The 17,326-nt window shown below is 48.8% G+C and carries 14 protein-coding genes and 1 pseudogene; 6 read left to right on the top strand and 9 right to left on the bottom strand.

What is annotated here, in order from left to right; genetic code table 11:
* Nucleotides 1-188 precede the first annotated feature (188 nt).
* The 3 genes from GC178_12150 (at nt 189) to GC178_12160 (ending at nt 5,792) form a co-directional block, all read left to right on the top strand.
* The gene (locus GC178_12150; protein MBI1288316.1) at nt 189-1,424 is read left to right on the top strand and encodes a metallophosphoesterase; all 1,236 of its coding nucleotides are present in this window, start codon (nt 189-191) and stop codon (nt 1,422-1,424) included.
* Nucleotides 1,425-1,460: 36 nt separating this feature from the next.
* Nucleotides 1,461-3,578, top strand: coding sequence for an acylase (locus GC178_12155; GenBank protein ID MBI1288317.1), 2,118 nt, complete (start codon nt 1,461-1,463; stop codon nt 3,576-3,578).
* 93 nt (nt 3,579-3,671) lie between these two features.
* On the top strand, nt 3,672-5,792 hold the full coding sequence (locus tag GC178_12160) for an acylase (protein ID MBI1288318.1): 2,121 nt from the start codon (nt 3,672-3,674) through the stop codon (nt 5,790-5,792).
* 50 nt (nt 5,793-5,842) lie between these two features.
* Here GC178_12160 and GC178_12165 read toward each other — a convergent pair whose 3' ends face one another.
* Nucleotides 5,843-7,546 (bottom strand): PDZ domain-containing protein, encoded by a 1,704-nt coding sequence (locus GC178_12165; protein ID MBI1288319.1) that lies wholly within the window; start codon nt 7,544-7,546, stop codon nt 5,843-5,845.
* On the opposite strand from GC178_12165, the gene GC178_12170 reads away from it, so the two are divergent.
* Nucleotides 7,431-8,393 (top strand): tetratricopeptide repeat protein, encoded by a 963-nt coding sequence (locus GC178_12170; GenBank protein ID MBI1288320.1) that lies wholly within the window; start codon nt 7,431-7,433, stop codon nt 8,391-8,393. The genes GC178_12165 and GC178_12170 overlap by 116 nt on opposite strands.
* On the opposite strand, the gene lepB is transcribed toward GC178_12170, so the two are convergent.
* The 8 genes from lepB to GC178_12210 form a co-directional block, all read right to left on the bottom strand.
* The gene (gene lepB, locus GC178_12175) at nt 8,394-9,515 is read right to left on the bottom strand and encodes a signal peptidase I (protein ID MBI1288321.1); all 1,122 of its coding nucleotides are present in this window, start codon (nt 9,513-9,515) and stop codon (nt 8,394-8,396) included. It lies immediately after the preceding gene.
* Nucleotides 9,516-9,542: 27 nt separating this feature from the next.
* Nucleotides 9,543-10,283, bottom strand: a complete 741-nt coding sequence (gene dapB / locus GC178_12180) for a 4-hydroxy-tetrahydrodipicolinate reductase (GenBank protein MBI1288322.1) — start codon at nt 10,281-10,283, stop codon at nt 9,543-9,545.
* 31 nt (nt 10,284-10,314) lie between these two features.
* Complete coding sequence (locus tag GC178_12185; GenBank protein MBI1288323.1) at nt 10,315-10,896, bottom strand: hypothetical protein; 582 nt, start codon at nt 10,894-10,896, stop codon at nt 10,315-10,317.
* A 14-nt stretch (nt 10,897-10,910) separates the two neighbouring features.
* Nucleotides 10,911-11,789, bottom strand: a complete 879-nt coding sequence (locus GC178_12190) for a ParB/RepB/Spo0J family partition protein (GenBank protein MBI1288324.1) — start codon at nt 11,787-11,789, stop codon at nt 10,911-10,913.
* Complete coding sequence (locus tag GC178_12195; GenBank protein MBI1288325.1) at nt 11,789-12,589, bottom strand: AAA family ATPase; 801 nt, start codon at nt 12,587-12,589, stop codon at nt 11,789-11,791. Before GC178_12195 ends, GC178_12190 begins: the two co-directional genes overlap by 1 nt.
* A gap of 99 nt (nt 12,590-12,688) precedes the next feature.
* Nucleotides 12,689-13,111, bottom strand: a complete 423-nt coding sequence (locus GC178_12200) for a DUF4281 domain-containing protein (protein ID MBI1288326.1) — start codon at nt 13,109-13,111, stop codon at nt 12,689-12,691.
* Nucleotides 13,108-13,344, bottom strand: a complete 237-nt coding sequence (locus GC178_12205) for a pterin-4-alpha-carbinolamine dehydratase (GenBank protein MBI1288327.1) — start codon at nt 13,342-13,344, stop codon at nt 13,108-13,110. Before GC178_12205 ends, GC178_12200 begins: the two co-directional genes overlap by 4 nt.
* 68 nt (nt 13,345-13,412) lie before the next feature.
* The gene (locus tag GC178_12210) at nt 13,413-14,882 is read right to left on the bottom strand and encodes a hypothetical protein (GenBank protein MBI1288328.1); all 1,470 of its coding nucleotides are present in this window, start codon (nt 14,880-14,882) and stop codon (nt 13,413-13,415) included.
* A 230-nt stretch (nt 14,883-15,112) separates the two neighbouring features.
* Between GC178_12210 and GC178_12215 the strand changes: the two are divergent.
* Together GC178_12215 and GC178_12220 are read left to right on the top strand one after the other, a co-directional pair.
* Nucleotides 15,113-16,459 (top strand): annotated as a pseudogene (locus GC178_12215) (AAA family ATPase).
* A gap of 228 nt (nt 16,460-16,687) precedes the next feature.
* Nucleotides 16,688-17,047: a hypothetical protein gene (locus GC178_12220; GenBank protein MBI1288329.1), complete on the top strand. Its 360-nt coding sequence runs from the start codon at nt 16,688-16,690 to the stop codon at nt 17,045-17,047.
* The last annotated feature ends 279 nt before the right edge of the window (nt 17,048-17,326 follow it).

Consider the following 17,326-nt stretch of genomic DNA (forward strand, 5'->3'; position numbering starts at 1 on the left):
TCCTTCGATGAAACAAAAGTATAGACAGATATTACATATTTCAAAATTGTTAAGCCCTCATTTAGACCAACGACATCATTTCCCTTGTCATTTTCCTGACATTTGATGCTCAAAACGGAAGGTTTCAAAACAGAATAAGACCTATGTTGTTGACCATCTTGTAATCGAATACCATGAATGCGCTTAGAATAATCCCGCTCCTTGTTCCCATATTACTGATCATCAGTATCGATCTGTACTTTTTTCAGTTGGTGAAGACTGCAATCTCCGAATCGCCAGCGCGATTACGTACCATCATTTCTTGGGGATACTGGATTGTAAGCATAGGGCTCATCGTGGCGGTTTCGTGGGGAACAGTTCAACGCTCCATGCCAAACCATCAGCGGTATTTCCTATTCAGCATGCTTTTGGTGTTCCTTGTCCCGAAGATCATAGGCATTCTCTTTCTTATAGGTGAAGATCTGTTCCGTGTAGGAAATGGATTGATAGGAATGGCACGCTCAACAGATACGCCTTTTCTTGGCGATCGCAGGCGCTTCATTGCCAACGCTGGCCTGATCACAGCAGCAATTCCGTTTGGGACGATGATCTATGGAATGGTGCGTACGGCTTACAATATTCAGATACGTAAGAAGACGGTTTATTTCGATGACCTCCCTCCCGCTTTCGATGGTCTGACCATCGCACAGATTTCCGACATTCATTCGGGAAGTTTCGGTTCTTCCAGCTTCTTCCGCGAAGCGATTGATAAGATCCTGAATCTAAAACCTGATCTGATCTTCTTCACGGGCGACCTCGTGAACAACGAAGCAGTAGAAGCGGAACCTCACATCGAAGAATTCAAACGGCTGCATGCCCCGATGGGTGTTCATTCCATTTTGGGAAACCACGATTATGGCGATTACGGACCGTGGCCTTCAGAGGAGGCGAAAGCAGCCAACTTCGCCCGACTGAAACAGATCCATCGTGAAAATGGCTGGAATCTGCTTACTAATCAGAATCACACCATTGAAAAAGACGGAGAGAAATTGGCCATCGTTGGCGTAGAGAACTGGGGTGCATCGATGCACTTTCCGAGATTGGGCGATCTGGACAAAGCAGTACAAGGTGTTGAAGAGATTCCTTTCAAAATCCTGCTTTCGCACGACCCAAGTCATTGGGATGCGCAGGTGAAAGACCATCCTCAAAAGTTCCAACTCACTCTTTCAGGCCATACGCACGGGGCTCAGTTCGGCATCGAAATTCCTGGAATAAAGTGGAGTCCTGCCAAGTATCTGTACAAGCAATGGGCAGGGCTTTACGAAGATGGTGAGCAGAAAATCTACGTGAATCGTGGCCTTGGATTCATCGGATATTTGGGAAGAATCGGCATTTCTCCAGAAATTACCCTGTTAGAGTTGAAATCGAAGAAGAAGATCGCTTAACTTTAGGGCGAGTCTAATTCCTCTCACTTTTTATTGATGAAACATTTGATTGCCTGTCTTGCACTTGTTGCAGGGCTTAATTTCTCTGTGTCTGCCGATGGTAGCGGATACGACTATTCCATTACAGTAAATCCTGAAAATGTGACCATTGTCCGCGACAAGTGGGGCGTTCCGCACATTTACGGGAAAACCGATGCCGATGTGGCCTACGGACTGGCTTGGGCCAATGCCGAAGACGATTTCTACACCATGCAGGAGTTGGTCATTACTGGTAAAGGACTTGCAGGAAAAATGCTGGGCGTGGAAGGTGCAGAGCGTGATTTCTTCTCGCACGCGCTTGGCTACCGCGAAGTTGTTGAAAGGGAATTCGATCAGCTGTCTGATGATTACGTCAAGTATCTGGAAGGCTACTGCCAAGGCATCAATGCCTATGCAAAATCGCACAAGAAGGAAATCCGTGTAAAGGGAACATTCCCCGTAAACCCGAAAGATGTGGTTGGCTCGTACATGTTCGCGTTGAGCGCGTTGATCGGAACACCAGGCGCGGTGAGCCGAATTATGGATGGAACGTACGATAAGGACACGCCATCGGATCTTCCATACGGATCGAACGCCTTTGCCTTCAACAGCAACAAGACACCAGATGGAAGTTCGATGCTCTGCATCAACCCGCACCAGCCCGTCACGGGGCCATTTTCATGGTACGAGGCGCACTTGTGCAGCGAAGAAGGGCTGAACATTCACGGAGCGATGTTCCCAGGAAGCAACACGGTTTTCCTTGGAAATAATGAGCATTTGGGTTGGGCGCACACGTTCAATCACCTCGATCTTGTAGATGTTTTTCAACTTGAAATGCATCCCAAGAAAAAGCACGTGTACCGTTTTAATGGCGAGTGGTATAAACTGGAAAAGCGACCAGTTTGGCTGAAAGTGAAATTGGCCAAAGGCATCGTTTTTCCTGTGAGAAGAATGACCTACTGGAGCAAGTTAGGTTCCACGTTGGAGTCGCCTGACGGAAATTTCTACGCGATAAAATTGCCTGGGAATGAGAAGGTTCGTGTAGGCGAGCAATGGTACCGCATGGACAAAGCATCTAATTTCTCTGAATTTTATGACGCGCTTCGCATGGAATCCATCTCCATGTTCAATGTGATCTATGCCGATGAGAATGACACCATCATGTACCTGAACAATGCGGTAGTTCCAAGACGACACGAAGGTGTGGATTACTCAAAGGTTGTGAAAAGCAATTCGGACAAGACGCTTTGGACGGATTTCCATGATGTGGAAGACCTGGTGCAGACAAAAAACCCGCAATGCGGCTGGGTTTTCAATACGAACAACAATCCCGCACACGCCACATGTAGAGGTGAATGGCAAGACATCAACGATTGGCCAAGCTATTTCGGATTTGGAAGTGACCTTGGCGAGAACAACCGTGCCGAACGTTTCTTGGAGTTGATGGATGAGCCTGCATCCGATAAGGTCTCTTTTGAGCGGATGAAGGCCATGAAATTCGATTACGAATTTCCGAGCACAAGTGCATTCCAAGAATCTCTACAAAACGTATTTGATATAAGTGGAGACGATTTCCCAGAATTGAAGCCGCTGATGACAGCCATCCAGAATTGGGACAAAAAGGCCAGCAAAGACAGTCGCGGAGCTGCTGCTTGGGTCATCACGTTCCAAAAGGTTTTCAGCATGCTTGGCTTTGGAGATGGCGAGTTCAAACATGAGGTGAACGTTCCAGACACTACATATATTAAGGCGTTGCGGTGGGCAAAGAATCAGATTGACACTTACTACGGAGGTAAGATTCCCAAATTGGGCGAGGTTCAGCGCCACGTTCGTGGAGATGTGAACCTTCCGCTGAGCGGTTTCCCCGATGCGTTGGCTGCCAACTACAATGAAGAATGGAAAGATGGCCGCTACAAGCCTTGGGTTGCCGACTCGTATGTTCATTTTGTAAAATGGAAAGACGGCAAAGTGGAGCGCATGGAAACGCTTCATCCGTTCGGAGCAAGTGGTCGTCCCGATTCGCCACACTACACGGATCAGATGCCACTCTACTCCAACCAACAGACCAAGGTGATGACCTTGAACCGCGAGAAGATCTTTGCAGAGGCGGAAAAGATCTATCATCCGCAACCATGATTTCATAAGAGGTTGATACATAGGTGACAGCCAAAAGGGCTGATTGTCAGTAACTTCACGACAGTCTTAACCCTATAAACTGTTTACACCTCAATGCCCCGAAAACTCCTTTTGCTTGTTGCCACAATTGCTGCAACCTCTGTACTGTTTGCTGCTAAACCGAAGCCAAATCCGAACCAAACAAACAGTACTGGTTCCCAATTTGAAAAGGTCGATGTGACCAAGATTCAGATAGTACGCGACCAATGGGGCGTTCCGCACATTTTTGCCGATCAGGATCACGAAGTGGCCTACGGATTGGCTTGGGCAAATGCCGAAGATGATTTCGAGACCATGCAACAAATGCTCATTGCTGGTCAGGGAAAATCTGGCCAGTTGATGGGAAAAGATGGTGCCAAACGCGACTTTCTTTTGGAGACTTTCGACATCCAACAAATAGTGGATGCGAAGTTCGATTCAGTTTTTTCGGACGAGTACAAACAATACTTGGACGGTTACGCGCAAGGGCTGAATGCCTACGCTGCCGCCTATCCTGATGAAATACTGTTGCACGGCATTTTCCCCGTTTCGGGGAAAGACCTTGTATATGGAAATGTGTTCGCAGCATGCATCGTTTCGGGCGCGCACAAGGAAGTTGCCAGCATCATTAAAGGAGATTATGATGGCGGGCGCACATGGCTTGGCTCCAACGCCATGGCATTCAATGCAAACAAAACGGCTGATGGCAGCACCATTCTGGTCATCAATCCGCATCAACCCATGGAAGGTCCATTCTCGTGGTATGAGGCACATCTGTGCAGCAACGAAGGGTTGAACATCATTGGCGGACTTTTCCCAGGCGGGCCATCCGTTTTTCTTGGAACCAATGAAAATCTCGGTTGGGCGCACACCGTCAATAAACTCGACCTCGTTGATGTGTACAAGCTGCGCATGAGCGATGACAAAAGGCGGATGTACCGATTGGATGGCGAATGGTACGAACTGGACAGGCGGCTAACATTCCTAAAGGTGAAATTGAGCAATATTCTCACCGTCCCTATTCCAAAAATGATGTATTGGAGCAAGTATGGTGCAACGGTAAAATCGAAGGATGGTGGTTTCTATGCGGTGCGATTGGCGGCCAATCAGCGAATCAATACCATTGAGGAGATCTACCGCATGAACAAGGCCAAGAACTTCGATGAGTTCTATGAGGCGTTGAGCATGGAAGCGCATCCACGCTACAACGTGATCTATGCTGACCGCGAAGGCAATATCATGTACCTCAACAATGGGCTGATCCCGAAAAGGAATGAAGATTACAACTGGTCAGGCGTACTGCCTGGGGATACTTCTGCCACGCTTTGGACAGAGTTTCATTCAATTCAGGAGCGACCGCAGGTCATTAATCCGAACTGCGGGTATGTTTTCAATACAAACAATACTCCGTTCAATGCAACGTGCGAAAGCGAGAACCTGAACCCGATGGACTACCCTGCCTATTTTGGTTTTGAAACGGGCGACAATAACCGCAGCACGCGCCTCATGCAATTGTTGGAGGAGTACGACCGCGTGACCTTGGAAGACGCCAAACGCATGAAATTCGACTGTCAATTGCCTGATTCAAGCACGTTCTTCTGCTCAATAGATAACTTCATGCAATTGGATCCGAACTGTTTCCCAGATGTGACGGAGAGCATTGTGAAAATGCAGAACTGGGACAGACGCGCAGACAAGGACAGCGAGGCGGCAGGAATGTACCTGCTGACCTACGACTATATTTTCAACAAACTCGGTCTGGGAACGGAAGCCTTCATTGAAGGAATGGATGTGGAGGACAACCTGTTCATTGAAGCGGTGACATACGCCCGTGATCACCTACTGGAGTATTTCAAAACCTTGGATGTGACCTTGGGAGAACTTCAAGTACACGTTCGTGGAGATAAGGAATATGGCGTCAGCGGCTTTGCAGATGCCTTGGCCGCCAACTACAACATGCCTTACACCAACGGCCGTTTCAAAACGTTTGTGGCCGATTCATACGTTCAGTTTGCGCAATGGAAAGATGGCAAGCAGAGTATCGAATCATTGCATCCGTATGGTGCCAGCAACCGCGAATGGTCCAAACATTACAACGACCAAATGGAACTCTACGTGAACCAGCAGACCAAGAAAATGACGCTGAACCGCGAGGAGATCTTTGCCAACGCAGAGAAGATCTATCATCCGAAGTGACCCAAGAAATTTGATCTAAAGAAAAAGGCCCGTTTCGGGCCTTTTCTGTATTAATTGTAGGAGAGTTTCATCCTCCTGAAGGTCTTGTCGTCAATGGATTCGAGTGCTTTTGAAACCGCATCATCCTCCGAGTTCATGACCCGATAGAAAGCTTCGGTCTGCCAAAGCGTTCTGGCCAACAGTGCCTTCAATCGCAATCGAATAATGTGGCCTGAGGTTTCCATACCTTCTTCCTTGCGTGTAGCGAAGTCTTTCTTCTCCTCTATTGCTTTTACCGCGTCAACAACTGCTTCCTCAGCCGATTCATCGTCAGAAACATCAGCAATCTCTTCATCAACGTCTTTCTTCTTAGGTGCCAAATTCTTCTCTGCAAAAGCAAAGAAATCATCCAAGAATTTTCCATCCACTTTGAAATCGCCATCGAATGTTTCGAAATCAGGATATTTTGAATTCAATTCTTCGCGGTTGGCATCCACGTATTCGTTGATGTACTGGTAGAACAATCCGTTTCGCAGAAGCTCCATCAGAAAATCTGAATTCTCCGATGTGTCGAGCGGAACGAAGATGTCTGGAAGAATACCTCCGCCTCCATAAACCTTCCGCTTGTTGTCGGTAAGAAACTCTTCCTGATCATTGACATGAATGCTGTCTGCGCTGAACAACTCGCCATTGTCGCGTCTGCGCTTTCCTTCATTGCGGTACTCGTCATTGCCTTCATCATACGGACGCTGAATACATCTTCCAGAAGGCGTGTAATATCTGGCCGTGGTCAGTTTCAACGTAGAGCCATCGCGTAGCTTGAACGGGCGCTGCACCAACCCTTTGCCGAAGGATCTGCGTCCAACGATCAACCCGCGATCATGATCTTGAATGGCACCAGAGACAATTTCGCTTGCAGATGCCGATCCTTCATCGATGAGCACCACCAATTTTCCCTTCTCAAATTTCCCTCGTGGTGTAGCGAAATGCTCCCGCTTCGGACTCGAAATACCTTCGGTATAAACGATCAATTCCTTATCGGATAAAAACTCATCCGACAGCTGAATAGCCGTATTCAGGTAACCTCCCGAATTACCTCGCAGGTCCAGCACCAGATGCTTCATTCCTTTGGGTTGCAATTCGGCTATTGCCTCATCGAACTCATCCATGGTTGTCTGGGCAAAACGGTTCAGTTTGATGTAGCCGACATCTTCATTGAGCATGTAGGAAGCATCGCAACTGAAAATCGGAATCTTGTCGCGGACGATCGTGTACTCGATAAGATCTTTCACGCCTCTGCGGTAGATCTTAACGCGCACTTTGGTGCCTTTGTCGCCTCGTAGTTTGTTGATCACATCGCGGTTGGTGATGCCAATTCCTGCAACCACCGTATCCTCGATCACCACGATCTTGTCTCCCGAACGGATCCCAAGTCGCTCTGACGGTCCGCCTGCGATGGGAGAAACCACCGCGATCGTGTCTTTAATAATGTTGAACTGAACTCCGATCCCTTCGAAGTTACCGCTCAACGGTTCGCTCATTTTCTGGTACTCCTCTGCGGTCATGTACTCGCTGTGCGGATCCAGATCTTTGACCATTCCAACGATGGCCTCATCCACCAACTTATCGTAATCGGGATGGTCTACATATTTGGTTTCGATGAGGTTGAGTACATCATCGAATTTCAGTTTGTATTCTTCTTTGATAGTGCGCTGCGCCCAGACGTTCGGCACAGTAAAAAGCAGCATCAACGCTGCAACGATCAGTCTTCTCATATCCTCAATTTTCCTTCAATGGAACGCTAAAGTCGCCAAAATGGTGCCAACTGCAAGTCCGAACTTTCTTAAATCTTGTGAATCCTTCAGATTGCGAAGAGATTGCATTGAACTGGCAATTCCTAATTTCGCCACTCGGAAACCTAAACGTACCGCTATGAATAAAGTTCTGTTCCCAACGCTTATGCTTGCTGCATTGTTCCTTTCATCTTGCGATAACTCCAAAAAAATGGTGGAAAACGAGTGGAAAGTGTACGATTCGGTGATTGAAAACGGGGATGTCATTTCGGCCATTGTCACCCTGAACAGAATTGTGGCCATTGACAGATACAATGCGGATGCGTTGGACACGCTTGCCATCCTTTATCTCAAAAGTGGTTCGAATGAGGCTGCATCAAAAATTGCGTTTCGTGCCTTGAACGTTCGTGAAAGCGATGCGTTGGTGCGCGTTCTGGCAAAAGCCAATAAGGGTCTGGGCAAGAACGATATTGCTTTGGAAAACTTCAGCAAACTGCTGGCAAAAGACCCGCAGAACCTTGAATATCAGTACGAGGTGGCCTATGCTTACATCAACCAGAAACGACTCAATGATGCCGTTCCATTGATCCAATCCATCATTCAGAATCCGAATTCAGGAAGCGAAGTGATGAAGGAATTCTTCGATGGAGGAAGTCAATTGCTTCCTTACCGTGCGGTGGCTTTCAACATGCTCGGTTTCATTCAGTCGCAAGCAGGACAGACCGATGCGGCCATCAAAAGCTATCAAACAGCATTGCAGATCTTCCCACGCTATTACTTGGCAAGCAATAACCTGAAACTCACTCAGGAACAGTTGAAAAAGAAGTGATCAGTGGATCAGGCGGAACAATCGGTTCCAACGGATCTTCTCTGAAAGTTTGGTCGCAGCCTGATCGATGGAAAGCCAAATGAAAACGGCCTTTCCTACGATGTGATCTTCTGGAACAAAACCCCAGAAACGGCTATCGGCCGAGTTGTGGCGGTTGTCTCCCATCATAAAGTAGTAATCCATTTTGAACGTGTAGGAATCAGCTTCCTTGCCGTTGATGTAGATGGTCGTTTCTTCGATTTTCAGGTCGTTGCCTTCGTAAAAGCCGATGATGCGCTCATAGATCGGCAAGTTGTCAATGGTGAGTTCAACCGTTTCTCCCTTTTTCGGGATGTTGATCGGGCCGAAATTGTCCACATTCCAGAAGAACTTTTTGTGAGCTGTTGATCTGAGTTCAGGATCTGAGTTCGGGAAAATATACTCCGCGTACGTTCCTTTCTCTGCGATGATCGGCTGTACCGACTGAACGTTATTCAGCTCCGCGATATGATCTTTCGCCTCATTGGTCATCGTCAGCGTAAAATCTCCATTGTTGGAAACACGACCACCTTCGGTAATGTCATACTTGCGCAGCACCAACTGATTGAAACCCGTGCCGTTGGTCTTTACCGCGTACGAGGTCTGCATCTTCTCAGGTCTGAAGGCTTCTTCACCATTGATGTACAGCACACTTTCGCGAACTTCCAACTCATCCCCAGGAATGCCCACGCAACGCTTGATGTAGTTCTCGCGCTTGTCCACAGGACGGAAACTTTCCATCGGATAATTGAACACGACCACATCGTTGTTTTTGATCTTCCCGAACCCTGGCAAACGATAGTAAGGCAGCTTTATCCACTCCAAATAGGCTTTAGTGTTGATGACTGGAATGGTGTGATGCGCAAATGGAAACGCCAGCGGAGTGATCGGTGTCCGCGGCCCGTAACTCACTTTGCTCACAAAGAGGAAATCTCCGATGAGCAGCGATTTCTCCATCGAAGACGTGGGAATGGTGTACGCCTCAATGAGGAACAATCGGATGATGGTTGCAGCAATGACCGCAAATACGATAGCATCTGCCCACTCACGTACAAAGCCTTTCTTTTTGGCAGGCTTCTCTTTCTTCCAAAATTTCCAATTCATGCCCGAAGTAACTGAACTAATGTTGATCTATTTGGCAAACCCCTCGAACTTAACATCCTTTAAGAGGTCACTCATGGTGAACACACCTTTTTTATCTGCGAGCCATTCGGCCGCAATGACCGCTCCTTTTGCAAAACCGACACGACTTTTTGCGGTGTGCATAATTTGAATCTGATCGATGTCGCAATCGTAGCTCACCACATGCGTTCCTGGAACGTTCTCCACGCGGTGCGAGATGACCTCCAACTCGTAATCTTTATCCGTTGGGTCATTCACCCAAACGTCTTTTCTGCTGAGATTGTCAATGATGTCGTTGGCCAGTTTGATGGCCGTTCCGCTTGGCGAATCGACCTTACCTGTGTGGTGCGTCTCATCAACTTTCACTGTGTATTCCTCATGGTCGTTCATCAGGCGCGCCAAAATGCGGTTCACCTCAAAGAACAGATTGACACCTACGCTGAAATTGGAGGCGTATAGAATTGAACGGTTGTGCTCGTGGCACACGTCTTTCACATGATCCAGCTGCCCGAACCAACCTGTGGTTCCCACCACAACTGGAACATTGGCATCAAAACATTTGAAAATGTTACTGACCACGCTGTGCGGCATCGAGAACTCAATGGCCACATCGGCCTGACGAAGAATGTCATCTTTCCCCACCCAATCATCAGGATCATTGAACTTGACAATGATCTCGTGCCCTCGTTGCAAAGCGATCTGCTCGATCTCTTTGCCCATTTTACCGTATCCAGAAAGGGCGATTTTCATTTTTAGGTGGGTTGAGGGCAAATTTAGCCTTTTATCTGAGTCTCAATGTTAACGCCAGAACAGGTGTTGGCATACCATTGGGGCCAACCTGCTGAAAGGAGGGTCTCACTTTGAATGAGAGGTCATCGCTCACATCAAAATTTTTCAGGTGTGCATCTACCGCAGCATCAATGATGTTCAATGCATAGAACGCTCCCGTAAAGATGAGCGACAGATCGCGGTTACGCTGATACTTATCGACCAACTGACGGAGGTTGGCATCCGAATATTTCCCCACAAACTGGTCGGTTGTGTTCGGGTCATCATCAATGCGTATCAGATACGCTTGCTTGTAGGTACGGCATCTCATATCATTGAAAACCGCGCTGTAGATCAGCCCACCGAATGCTCCGTAAATGATCGGCACTTTCCACCATTTGCCATTGTAAACCTGTCCGAGACCTGGCAAGGCTGCGCTCATAATGGTCGCCTTCTTGGGCGAATGTTTCTTTTTGATGATCGTTGAATCGGCCAGTTCCGTCTTTGCCACCGCAAGGGTGTCCTTTTTCTGGGCAAAGCTCTCCGATACCGATAAGATCGTGATAAGAAAAAATGGTATGAGATACCGATTCAAAAAACGCGTGTTGGTTACGGCCAAAGGTCCAAAATGGAGAGAACGCGCTTTAGCTCCTTTTCATTGTCGAACGGGATGGAAATTGTTCCTTTTCCCTTCGCATTCACCCTCAAACCGACCTCTGTGTTCAGTTGCTGACGGATGTTGTCCTTGATGCGTTGGAACTCAATCGGCAGCTCTTTCTTCTCCGTCTTTCCAGACTGTTTCACACGCTTGGAAGCCTCTTCAGTTGCACGAACCGAAAGTCCACCTTTCACAATCTCTTTGAAAAGCTCCAACTGTTCGTTCTCATCATCAATGTTGATGATGGCACGCGCATGTCCCATCGTCAGCACCTTATCCATAAGGGCTTTCTGGATCTGCGCTGGCAGTTTTAGCAAACGCAGATAGTTGGTGATGGTGGAACGGTTCTTCCCTACTCTCTCGCCCAACGCCTCTTGCGTCAGGTTGCATTCATCGATCAAACGCTGATAGGAGATCGCCACTTCAATGGCATCGAGGTCATCTCGCTGGATGTTCTCCACCAGCGCCATTTCGAGCATGGTCTGGTCGTTGGCCACACGAACGTATGCAGGTACTTGCGTCAATCCGGCCAATTGTGAAGCGCGGAATCTCCGCTCACCAGAGATCAATTGGTATTTGTTCGGGCGCACCTTGCGAACCGTTAACGGTTGAATGATGCCCAACTGACTGATGGAAGCAGCCAGCTCATCCAGTTTCTCCTGATCGAAACGGGTACGCGGCTGAAACGGATTCGCCTCAATTTCCGCAACTGGAATCTCGCTGATGGAACCCGTAGGAACTTCTCCCGAAACCGAACGCTCCAATTTGTCCGCACCGCTGTTCTCCAGCAGCGCACCTAAGCCTCTACCCAACGCACTCTTCTTCGCCATCAGTTCAGAATTTTCTCACTTTCCTTCAAACGGGTCATGCCGTTCTTCTGCAGAATCTCTCTTGCCAAGTTCAGGTAATTGCTTGCTCCTTTCGAAGCCGCATCGTGCATAATGATGGTCTTGCCGTGGCTTGGCGCTTCGCCCAACTTGGTGTTTCGCGCAATTACGGTATCGAACACCAACTGCTGAAAGTGCATCTTCACTTCTTCCACCACTTGATTGGCCAAGCGCAAACGCTGATCGTACATGGTCAGCAGCAGCCCTTCCATCTCCAGATCGGGGTTCAAACGTGCCTGAACGATCTTGACCGTATTGAGCAATTTGCCCAATCCTTCCAACGCAAAGTATTCGCATTGGATTGGAATGAGCACGCTATCGGCCGCGGTCAGACAGTTCACAGTGATCAGCCCCAAACTGGGCGAACAATCAATGATGATGAAATCGTAATCGTTCTTCACCTTGTTCAGCGCCAGCTTCACCATCATTTCACGGTTCGGTAGACTGATCATCTCGATCTCTGCTCCTACCAGATCGATGTGCGCTGGAAGAATATCCAGATTCGGTGTTTCGGTGCGCAGAATGATGTCTTTCGGTTCGGCCTCGCCAATAATGCACTCGTAAATGCTGGTTTTGATGTTGCGTGGGTCGAAACCTACGCCTGAGGTTGAATTGGCCTGCGGGTCGGCATCCACCAACAGCACCTTGTATTCCAACACGGCCAAACTGGCTGCAAGATTGATGGCCGTGGTCGTTTTCCCTACTCCTCCTTTCTGATTGGCTATCGCTATGATCTTACTCATCCTTGGTCAATTTTTCTGTTTGCAAAGTTAGCCCATCGGGTAACGGGCAAAAACGCATCTTTTTAACAAAAGACCACGCTTACTAACACTTTTACCTGTTCATAGCGTGAATTTCCGCAGGGTAATTGCCCTGATGATCAGGTAGCTCAGCAGTCCGATCGGCCCTGCAAAAAGCGTGAGTATCAAACTCGGAATGATTGCGATATGCAGGATGCCATTCTTGGTCGCATCTCGCGTCATCCAAGCACCGATGAACAGGTCGAAAACCAAGTAATGCACCCAGCCCAGAACAAGGATCTCATCCCGCGAAAAGGACACTTTCAGATGCTCCAGCGTGTCCATTCCGCCATCACCACCTAATGAAGAGAACAAGAGATGGAGATACAAGGAACCTAACAATAACGGATAGAGATAGGAGTGTACCACCACTTTGGTGAGTTTGCTCTTGGGAGCCAAAATCAACAGCAACCAACCGGGAAGCACCGAAAGGTTTGCGATCTTGAAAAGCAGCGGGTAACTCATTTGTGGTAGATGCTTTCGATGATGGAGGCCAGTTCGCGATCCTTGGTGGTCACCACATCGCCCGCATCGTGCGTGCACAAGCGGATCTCAACCTTATTGTATATGTTGGTCCAATTGGGATGATGGTCCATTTTTTCGGCCACCAACGCCACTTCTGTCATAAAGGCGAACGCCTGAATGAAATCTCGGAACTCGAAGGTGCCGATGAGTTGGTTGTCTTTCTCTATCCACATACGGGTTTGAAGATACAAAAAGGGCGAACCGAAATGGTTCGCCCAAAAAATTCCGAATTCAATCCACTTCAGTTAGTTGCCTGAATAGACATGGCGCGGTTTCCAACCGTTATGCCTGAACCACCTGGAATCTTCTTACAACGAACCTCAATCGTTCCAGAAGACGACAGGGTCACCTTACCCATCAATTGATATTGTGAAGTTCCGCTGGAAGAAAGCTGAAATGTTCGCTCCGTATCCGAATCGTCACTATTACCAGCCCTGACAATGCACTTGCATGATGAGCTGCCGTTCCTATCGATGTCTGCGTTAAAGTTGACCAAGTAAGTTCCAGCTGAAACGCTTGAGATGGACATTCCCGAAACCGAGGTGTAGCTTGAAGAATTGATATTCTGACTTGAACTTGACTCGACCGTTGTTGGAGATGAACCCGATGAAGGCAACGCTTGTGTAGAAATATCGCCATTCGCATCGGCCACAACCATCCGTGTTCCGCTTCCTGCAAGGTTCGAAATGCGAGCTCCTCCATTCACATGCAATTTCGCGCTTGGCGAATTGGTACCGATACCGATGTTGCCTGACGAGCCGCTGATGAAGATGCTGTTCTCCGAGCTGTTGCGCGTTAGCACAAAATCGTGGTTGTAACTGTTCATGTATGCCCGGTTGGTAAAAATGCCGGTGGTGCCGGAGTTGGCGAATCCGAAGGTTGCGCCCAGCGAACCGGAATTATTAAGGAAGTCAATGCTGCTCCAACCACTGGTTGTGGTGTTTCTCACAGAAATAACATTCAAACCAGAAGCACTGGTAACCACATCCAATGCCTTTGAAGGCGAAGTAGTACCGATACCGACCTTTCCGTCATGGGTAATGGTCATACGCTCTATGGCAGCACTACTGTATAAGGTTCCATTGGGCTTGGTAAGAAAACTCAGGTTTCCGCCTTTGTTGCTGTTTCCCTGATTCTCAGAAGCTGTACCACGAATAACTGCACTTCCTCCATTTGTAGAAGGAGAAGTATCGTCCGTACTGTCAAAGATGATCTGACCCAACAGATCTCCGTTCTGGGTAGAAGCATCCTCTCGCGTCAGCAGAACCTCCGCGCCTGATGCTGCCCCCACGTTCAGTAATCGGTCCGGGGTTGATGTTCCTATTCCCACATTACCATTGTCAAGTATGCGAATGCCCTCACTTCCTCCATCATTGGTAAGCCAATGGTCGTTCAGTTGGATATTTGCTGTTGCTATGTGATCGCCAAAGTTGTCTGCCGCTCCACCGAACTCCGTCCAAGCAGAACCGTTGTAGTACTTGAATCCTTTTGTTCCGTTGGTCTGATAGACGATCAGTCCTTCCGTTGGACCAACGATGGCATTCATCTGTGCCTGCGTCATCTTAGGAAGCAGGAATCCTGAAGTGGTGGAACGCAGTTCCAGCAAGGCATCATCATTCGGAGTGAAACTGGTGGCTCCGATACCGACATTCTGCGAAAAGCCGACAGATGCCAACCCCAGTGCAATAACGGTAAATACAAGTTTTTTCATCATCTTGAGTTTCTGGTCTCGGCTCGGTTTAACGCCATTTGAAAGCATCTGGTTATTATTTTGTGAAGTTTATCGATAAGCGACACCCGTGTTTTGGACAAGATGATGGTTAGCTTCGACCAATTGAAAGTTCATTCGGATAAAACTTGCAAACACCCAAAGCAGCATACGACACGCTCATCGGCAACCTACCTTTCAGCCCAACGGTGGGCCAGCAGGGGTTCGTTTACCGTCTGTCGGAGTTCCTCACCGAAAAGCATGTTGGAAAAGTGTTTCTGCTGCGCGGGTATGCCGGAACGGGAAAGACCTCCATGGTCATCAGCGTGGTAAAGACCCTCAAGGCCATGAACCGCAAATACGCCCTCCTCGCCCCTACAGGAAGGGCGGCCAAAGTTCTGGCAGCCTACACGCAGCAGCGGGCGTTCACCATCCACAAGTTCATATACCAGATAACTACCGATGAACCCGGCAACATTCGCTTTGCGCTGCGCCACAACCGTGGCAAGAATGCGGTGATCATTGTTGATGAGGCCTCCATGATCTCGCTGGCGCGGGACGCAGGCTCGGGCAAGATCCAGTCGAAGAATCTCCTCTCCGACCTCATGAAATTTTTGGAAGACGGCAAGGACTGCAAACTCATTCTGATAGGCGACACGGCCCAGCTTCCGCCCGTGGGCGCACTCGATAGCCCCGCGCTGGACGGCAAGGTGCTGAAGGCCAATTTCGATTTTACACCCGAGATGCAGGACGAACTGCGCGAGGTGGTGCGACAGGATGCCGATTCGGGTATCCTCTACAATGCCACCGCGCTGCGAAACCTGCTGCTGGAGGGCAGCACTGACATCCGACTGAAGGTCGATTTCCCCGACATCAAGGTCATTGACATGCTGGAACTGGAGGACGAACTGGGCCAGGCATACGGTTTCTATGGCGAGGATGCGGCCATGGTCATCACTCGGTCCAACAAGAGCGCCAACCAGTTCAACCAGCAGATACGTGTGCGCATCAAGTACATGGATGATGAGATTGCCACGGGCGACAAGCTGATGGTGGTGCGCAACAACTATTTCTGGCTGCCCAAAGATTCGGGCGCGGGGTTCATTGCCAATGGCGATCTGGTGGAGATCATGCGGCTGGGCGCGCTCGAAGTGGCCCACGGGTTCCGCTTTGCCAACGCCACCATCCGCCTGATGGATTACCCCAACGAGGATTCGCTGGATGTGAAGCTGCTGCTGAACACATTGACGGCCGAAGCCCCCGCCCTGCCCGATGCGGACATGGATCAGCTCTACCAGTCGGTCGGCTTCCATTATGCCGACATCACCTCGCCTTCCGAACGTGCCAAGAAGATAGCGGAAGACCCGTACCTCAACGCGCTGCAGGTCAAGTTCGGGTATGCCATAACGTGCCATAAGGCGCAGGGCGGACAATGGCCAGCCGTGTTTGTAGACCAAGGTTACCTCACGGCCGAAATGCTCGGCACCGACTACGTGCGCTGGCTCTATACCGCCATTACCCGCGCCTCCGAAAAACTCTTCCTCGTCAACTTCAACGAGCAGTTTATTGATGGCTTTTAGCTTTTGGCCATTAGCTATTGGCTGTACTTGCCCATTTAGAGGCCATTATAGCTGAAACTTTAGCCTTTAAGGCTCAATTTTCAGACCAGAGGTCTGAAGTTTCAGACCTCTGGTCGGGTCGATTTGCTTCTTTAGCTGAACGACCCGCTTCTTTAGCTGGTCGTTCAGCCTTTGAGTCTGAAATTTTGGCTTTTTTAGCTAAATTTTCAGCCTTAAATAGGCATCAACATGAAAGGACCAAGAGGAAATCAGATCCAGGGACTGGATGTAGGGCTTCAGGTAAGAAAGCACCTACGGGAAAAACGCATCAGCCACGCGGTATTGGCAAGGCGGCTCAAACGCAACCAATCAGTGGTCAAACGCATGCTTTACAACTCATCCATACAGACCTACCTTGTGTGGGAGCTGAGCCAAGTGCTCGGCTACAACTTCTTTACCGACCTGGCCCAGCAACTGGACCAGGCCACAGAAGGCAAACTGCAACAACAGCAGACCGAATTGGAAGAACTTAAAAAGGAGCATGAACGCCTGAAGGAGGAACACGCCTACCTGAAAAAGGCCATCGACCTCTTGAGCCATAAGGGATGACCGAAAGGGCGGATTCATCTTTCTGCACCCCTCAACATTACAACACCTCCATTACCCTTAGCCCCGTATATTTAGGGCTAAATACACCAAACAGGCACCGACAGAATTGGCTAACGATAACGAGTTAACTTTAGCCATAAGTTGTAATTCATTCCGATTGTCGGTCTCAGTGGTTATCTGACGGGTGAGGTGTCAGCTTGGAAACTTTCAATTCTTTTCGCGGTATTTGGTCTTTAAACGCGGACAGGTCTTCGCCCTGCGACAGCTCGGCAAGGCGCG

Source organism: Flavobacteriales bacterium (genome assembly GCA_016124845.1).
Classification (GTDB): Bacteria; Bacteroidota; Bacteroidia; order UBA10329; family UBA10329; genus UBA10329.